6 protein-coding genes are annotated in these 6,137 nt (G+C 53.3%); all 6 read right to left on the reverse strand.

Annotation, left to right across the window (positions count from 1 at the left end; all coding sequences use genetic code 11):
* Positions 1–358, reverse strand: a 358-nt coding sequence (locus ACTBDZ_RS13980; RefSeq protein ID WP_438815768.1) for a hypothetical protein, incomplete at its 3' end; no start/stop codon positions are given.
* A 446-nt stretch (positions 359–804) separates the two neighbouring features.
* Positions 805–1,449: an adenylate kinase gene (adk, locus tag ACTBDZ_RS13985; RefSeq protein ID WP_438815769.1), complete on the reverse strand. Its 645-nt coding sequence runs from the start codon at positions 1,447–1,449 to the stop codon at positions 805–807.
* Positions 1,450–1,609: 160 nt separating this feature from the next.
* On the reverse strand, positions 1,610–3,499 hold the full coding sequence (htpG, locus tag ACTBDZ_RS13990) for a molecular chaperone HtpG (protein WP_438815773.1): 1,890 nt from the start codon (positions 3,497–3,499) through the stop codon (positions 1,610–1,612).
* Between the two features lie 207 nt (positions 3,500–3,706).
* On the reverse strand, positions 3,707–4,312 hold the full coding sequence (gene recR / locus ACTBDZ_RS13995) for a recombination mediator RecR (RefSeq protein ID WP_438815770.1): 606 nt from the start codon (positions 4,310–4,312) through the stop codon (positions 3,707–3,709).
* Entirely contained in the window at positions 4,312–4,641 is a 330-nt protein-coding gene (locus ACTBDZ_RS14000; RefSeq protein ID WP_438815771.1) for a YbaB/EbfC family nucleoid-associated protein, read from the reverse strand. Before ACTBDZ_RS14000 ends, recR begins: the two co-directional genes overlap by 1 nt.
* Positions 4,642–4,680: 39 nt before the next feature.
* A partial coding sequence (locus ACTBDZ_RS14005) for a DNA polymerase III subunit gamma/tau C-terminal domain-containing protein (RefSeq protein WP_438815772.1) occupies positions 4,681–6,137 on the reverse strand: 1,457 nt, incomplete at its 5' end.

Here is a 6,137-nt window from a genome sequence, read left to right on the forward strand (position 1 = left end):
TGGCGATGGTCAAAGCGCTTAACCGGATCACGCTATTAGGAATGCCGAACAGTATTCGCATCACGTAACAATCGACCCGATGGGGCACAGTCGTTACAAGTTCTGATTTATTCAACAAAGCCCTTTCCATGATGAAAATGATTTTAACAACAGCTACATCATCAAAAACTACAACTATTGGGAAATAGGTAATAAACAAGAAAGAAACCTTACCTTTATTGACTTTCTCCTTGAGGTGATTGCCACACTGCCGCAAAAAGATCAAATGGATATCACCAACAAATACATGAACGAGGTTTTGATAAAGAACCCATCTCCCGTACTGTGGTATTACTATTTTGATTTGATCAAATCGCACAGTAAAATCCCGGAAAGCAAAAAAACCAGTTTCAAACCATCCTAGGCTACGAAGAGCGAGTCGATAACTTTTACATCGACAGCAAAGGCATTGATAAAAACTACATTGACTTAAAAAGCAGTGTGCTATATTCCCTTTTCTATGCGTATCACATCAAAAACGGGAACAAAAACGATGCGGATAGAAATTATGATAAGGTCAATACGTTATTAAATGAGAATCCGACCGCGAAAGTGCTGTTTTATAAAATAGCAACGAAAACCAACGGTGAATCCCAGTCATCTACCCGAAAAAACCCACTAAGTGCGTATCCGTTACAATGCGAAAAAGATAAACCGGAGTAGATGATACGCTTCAGTGTTGAATAATCGCGCCGGATACCGTGCACTCAAGCATAAAAAAGCCGGTCACATTGTACCGGCATTTTCAGGCAACGCTGCGATAGGTTAACCCAAGATGGATTCCAACTCAGCGCGCACTTGTACTACCTGACGGGTTCCGTCTACTTTGTGGTAGCGGATATTGCCTGCCTTGGCTTCTTTCTGGTAGTAGTCCACCAACGGCGCAGTTTGCTGATGATATTCCACCAGACGTTTACGCACGGTATCTTCATGATCGTCTTTACGGATGGTCAGTTCCTCACCCGTGACATCGTCTTTACCTTCAACCTTTGGCGGGTTGTACTTAACATGGTAAACACGACCTGATGCAGCATGCACGCGACGGCCAATAATGCGATCGACAATCAGTTCGTCAGGCACGGCGAACTCAATAACATTATCAACCTGAATGCCAGCATCTTTCATGGCATCCGCTTGCGGAATGGTGCGAGGAAAACCATCCAGCAGGAAACCGTTACGGCAATCATCCTGGGCGATACGCTCTTTCACCAAGGCAATAACCAATTCATCCGTGACCAGTTTGCCTGCGTCCATGATTTCTTTGGCCTGTTTGCCCAGTTCGGTCCCGGCTTTCACCGCCGCACGCAACATATCACCCGTGGAAATTTGCGGAATGCCATACTTTTCCATAATGAATTGTGCTTGAGTGCCTTTGCCTGCGCCCGGAGCGCCCAGCAGAATAATACGCATTGCGTAAATCCCCTTGCTATGTAGATTTTTTAAAATAAATTTGAAAACGCTCAACCATACCATTCCAGAGGCTTATCCTCAAGGAACGGGCTCGCTTTAGCGTGTCACAAAGCGAAAAAAAACCCGGTTAAAAACCGGGTTTTCGGAAAAGTGTGAGCGGTTATGCACTCAGCAGCTGGTTCATACGACGGATAAACTGGTTAGGATCTTCCAGCGTGCCGCGTTCAGCCAGCAGCGCCTGTTCCAGCAGCAGTTCAACCCACTCGCCAAACTGCACGTCATCGCCGGTATTTGCAGCCCGTTTCACCAACGCATGCTCCGGGTTGAGTTCAAAGATATATTTCACTTCCGGCGCATTCTGCCCAGCGGCGGCAAACAGCTTCGCCATCTGCGTGCTCATGTCATTGGCATCGGTGGTGACGATGGCAGGCGTATCGGTCAGGCGATGCGTCAGGCGCACCTCTTTGACGCGTTCACCCAGCAGCGTTTTCACACGCTCAACAAACGGCTCCAGGGATTTTTCCGCTTCTTTGCGCGCTTCGTCATCACTGGCATCATCCGCCAGCTTGTCCAGCGCTTCATCTGCTTTGCTGACGGACTGGAAGGACTTACCGTCAAACTCGGTCAGATAGCTCATCATCCACTCATCGACGCGGTCAGAAAGCAGCAGCACTTCGATGCCTTTCTTGCGGAACAGCTCCAGATGCGGGCTGCTCTTCGCAGCGGCATAACTGTCGGCAGTGATGTAGTAAATCTTCTCCTGCCCTTCGACCATACGGCTGACATACTCTTCCAGCGATACCGTCGGAGCAGAGCTGTCGCCGTGGGTGGAAGCGAAGCGCAACAGTTTGGCAATGGCTTCACGATTGCCACCATCTTCAGCAGGCCCTTCTTTCAGCACCAGGCCAAACTGTAGCCAGAAGGTTTGGTATTTTTCGGCGTCGTCTTTTGCCAGTTTTTCCAGCATCTGCAACACGCGTTTGGTCAGCGCATTGCGCAGATTCTGGGTAACACGGCTGTCTTGCAGGATTTCACGAGAGACGTTAAGCGGCAGATCGTTGGAGTCAATCAAGCCACGCACAAAGCGCAGGTAGTTCGGCATGAACTGCTCCGCGTCATCCATGATAAACACGCGCTGAACATAGAGTTTCAGGCCATGTTTATGATCGCGGTTCCACATGTCCCAAGGTGCCTGAGAAGGGATGTAGAGCAGGCTGGTGTACTCCTGCTTCCCTTCCACACGGTTATGGCTCCAGCTCAGCGGATCGCTGAAATTGTGAGCAATGTGCTTGTAGAATTCTTTGTATTCATCTTCGGTCACATCCGCTTTATTGCGCGTCCACAGCGCCTGTGCCTTGTTGACCTTTTCCCAGGTGACCGTCGGCTCGCCGCCCTCTTCTTCGCTCGGCGTATGGGTTTCAATTTCCACCGGCAGCGCGATGTGATCGGAGTATTTACCGATAATGGAACGCACGCGCCACTCATCAAGGAACTCATCTTCCCCTTCACGCAGGTGCAGGGTGATCTCGGTACCGCGATCGGCCTTGACCACATCCGCCACAGTGTACTCACCTTCACCCGCCGATTCCCAGAACACACCCTCTTCTGCCGCCGCGCCCGCCGCACGGGTACGCACGGTCACTTTATCCGCAACGATAAACGCAGAGTAGAAGCCCACACCGAATTGACCGATGAGCTGGCTGTCTTTGGCTTGGTCGGAGCCGATAGATTCCAAAAACGCTTTGGTACCCGATTTGGCAATGGTGCCCAGATTATCGATAACTTCATTGCGGCCCATCCCAATGCCGTTGTCCGCGATGGTCAGGGTACGTTGCTCTTTATTGGTGGAAACGCGCACGCGCAGTTCTCCATCCCCTTCATAGAGCGCTGGCGAAGATAAGGCGCGAAAACGTAACTTGTCTGCCGCATCAGAGGTGTTGGAGATCAATTCACGCAGGAAAATTTCTTTATTGGAATAAAGTGAATGGATCATCAAATGTAGCAATTGCTTCACTTCAGATTGAAAACCGCGCGTTTCTTGGCCCTTCATGCTCATTGTCACTTACCTCAATCCTAATAGTTAGTCAGGCTGATAATGTTCAATCCCTGTAGCGGGTGTGGGAATGGTGCCGGTATTTCCGGCCAGTAGGCAAAAGGTGGGGATAAGGAGAAGGATTTTCAAGAGCAAAAAACAATTTATCCCCAGCGCGGCGTCAGGTGAAGACAACACCACGCCAGGGAAAATGCAGCGCAGCCGCTACAAGCGGATGGGATGACGCCCCGCCAGCGAATGGGACAGCGTGGTGCCATCGACCATTTCCAACTCACCGCCGACCGGCACGCCGTGCGCAATACGGCTCGCCACCACGCCGTGCTGGGCACACAGCTCAGCAATGTAGTTGGCAGTCGCATCGCCTTCCACCGTCGGATTGGTGGCAAGAATCACTTCTGTCAGGTTTTCCTGCCCTAAGCGTTGTTCCAGCAGATCGAGCCCGATATCATCCGGCACGATGCCGTCCAACGGCGACAGGTGCCCCATCAACACAAAGTAACGGCCGGCAAACTGTCCAGTCTGCTCAATGGCGTGGATATCTGCGGGGCTTTCCACCACGCAAATCTGGCCCGTTTGCTGACGACGCGGATTGGCACAGATCGCGCAGCGTTCCTGCTCGGTAAAGGTGCGGCAATCCACACAGTGACCGATTTCAGACATGGCGCGCGTCAGGGCCTGCGCCAAACACATACCGCCGCTGCGATCGCGTTGCAGCAATTGAAACGCCATGCGCTGTGCTGATTTCGGCCCCACGCCAGGCAAGCAGCGCAGCGCCTTCACCAATGATTCAAGGAGCGGACTGGTTTGCATCAGAACGGCATCTTGAAGCCCGGCGGCAACTGCATACCGCTGGAAACTGACGCCATTTTCTCTTTCTGAGTTTCGTCGATACGGCGCGCGGCATCGTTGAATGCGGCAGCGATCAGGTCTTCCAGCATCTCTTTATCATCTTCCAGCAGGCTGGGATCGATTTCGACACGGCGGCAGTTGTGTGCACCGTTGATGGTGACTTTGACCAAGCCTGCGCCTGATTCACCGGTCACTTCCAGGTTGGCAATCTCTTCCTGCATTTTCTGCATTTTGTCTTGCATCTGCTGGGCCTGCTTCATCAGATTGCCCAAACCACCTTTACCAAACATATGCTTCTCTCTATTGCATGGCTGCAAGAATTGCAGCGGTTAAACAGGGCGGATACTCTCTTCGTCCAGTTCCGCATCAAAGAAACGCCGCAGCGTTTGAATCGTTTTGTCGGTCATCAGAGACTCGCGCGCCTGCGCCAGTTTCTCTTCATAAATCGTCTGACGCCACTCCAGCGGTGTTAACGTACTGGGATCGTCATCCTCTACCACCACCAAGGTGATAGGCTTTCCATAATGTGCTGCCAATGCATCCATCAGCGTTTTTTGTGCCGACGGTGAATTCAAGTGACGCTGCGATGAACGTAAATGCAGCGTCACGGTTTCGTTATCCGTGTCGACTTTAAACGCGTTAAGCGCCAGTTGCTGAACCAGTTTCGGTAGCGGTAAACGTTGAACCTCTGCCGCCCAGGCATCGCGCGCTTGCGCTTCTTCCGTCAATTTAGCCGCTAATTCCGGCTTTTTCTCGTACTCCAGTACCGTGCGCAACTCTTTAGGCGTGGCGGTGGTTTCTGCCACAGTGGTCTGCTGTTGCTGCGCGCGCCAGCGGTACACCTCAGGCTTTTTCTGCGCCTCGCCGTTCTTGTCAGCCGTCTGACGCTGCTGACTACGTTCCGTCACCGAGGCCAGGCGTTCCAGCGCCGATACCGCCGTGCCCGGCCGAGCGCCTTCCTGCGCTGCCGGCTCAGACTTTTTTGGTGGCGGCGTACCCTGTCGCTGCAACAACTGGCTGCGCGCTTGCAACAGTTGCGAAGTGGTGTCCGGCAGCGGCGCGGCCTGTGCAACAGGCTCCTCTGGCACCGCTACCGGCGATGACGGCGCGGCGACAGGAGATGGCGGTGCACTAGGCGTCGTCGCCTGGCGCGCTGGTGCAATGTGCGCCTGAGGTGCGGCAGGCGCACTCGCCACCACTGGCACGGTTGCCACAGGTGCAATCACAGCCTGCGGGTGAAACGCCAACGCTCTGAGCAGCGTCATTTCAACGCCCATACGCCGGTCTGGCGCATAGGATAATTCTTTTCGTCCCACCAGCAACGTCTGATAGTAGAGCTGCACATCGGCAGGCGGTACGGTGCGGGCCAGATCGCGCAAGCGCGACGCAATGGGGGAATCTTCCGGCCCGAGCGCCGTAGGCAACAACTGTACCATCGCAATACGATGCAATAGCGTCAACATCTCAACTAACAGCGCTTCCCACTCAACGCCACGCGACGCCGCCTGCTGAAGCAACGCCATAGTCTGTTCTCCGTTGGCATTGACGATAGCTTCAATCAGCGCCAGCGGCTGTTCATCATCCAACGTGCCCAGCATGCGCGCGACCGCATCGGTCAACACCGAGCACTGCCCCATGGCAATCGCCTGATCGGTCAGGCTCAGCGCATCACGCAGGCTGCCCTCTGCCGCACGCGCCAGCAGTTGCAAGGCGCGCGGTTCGGTCGCAATCGCTTCGGCTTGCAGCACTTGCTCAAGGTGGTGACGGATTTGCTCCACATCCAGCG

Origin of the sequence: Symbiopectobacterium sp. (genome assembly GCF_051710365.1) — a bacterium.
Taxonomy (GTDB): domain Bacteria; phylum Pseudomonadota; class Gammaproteobacteria; order Enterobacterales; family Enterobacteriaceae; genus Symbiopectobacterium.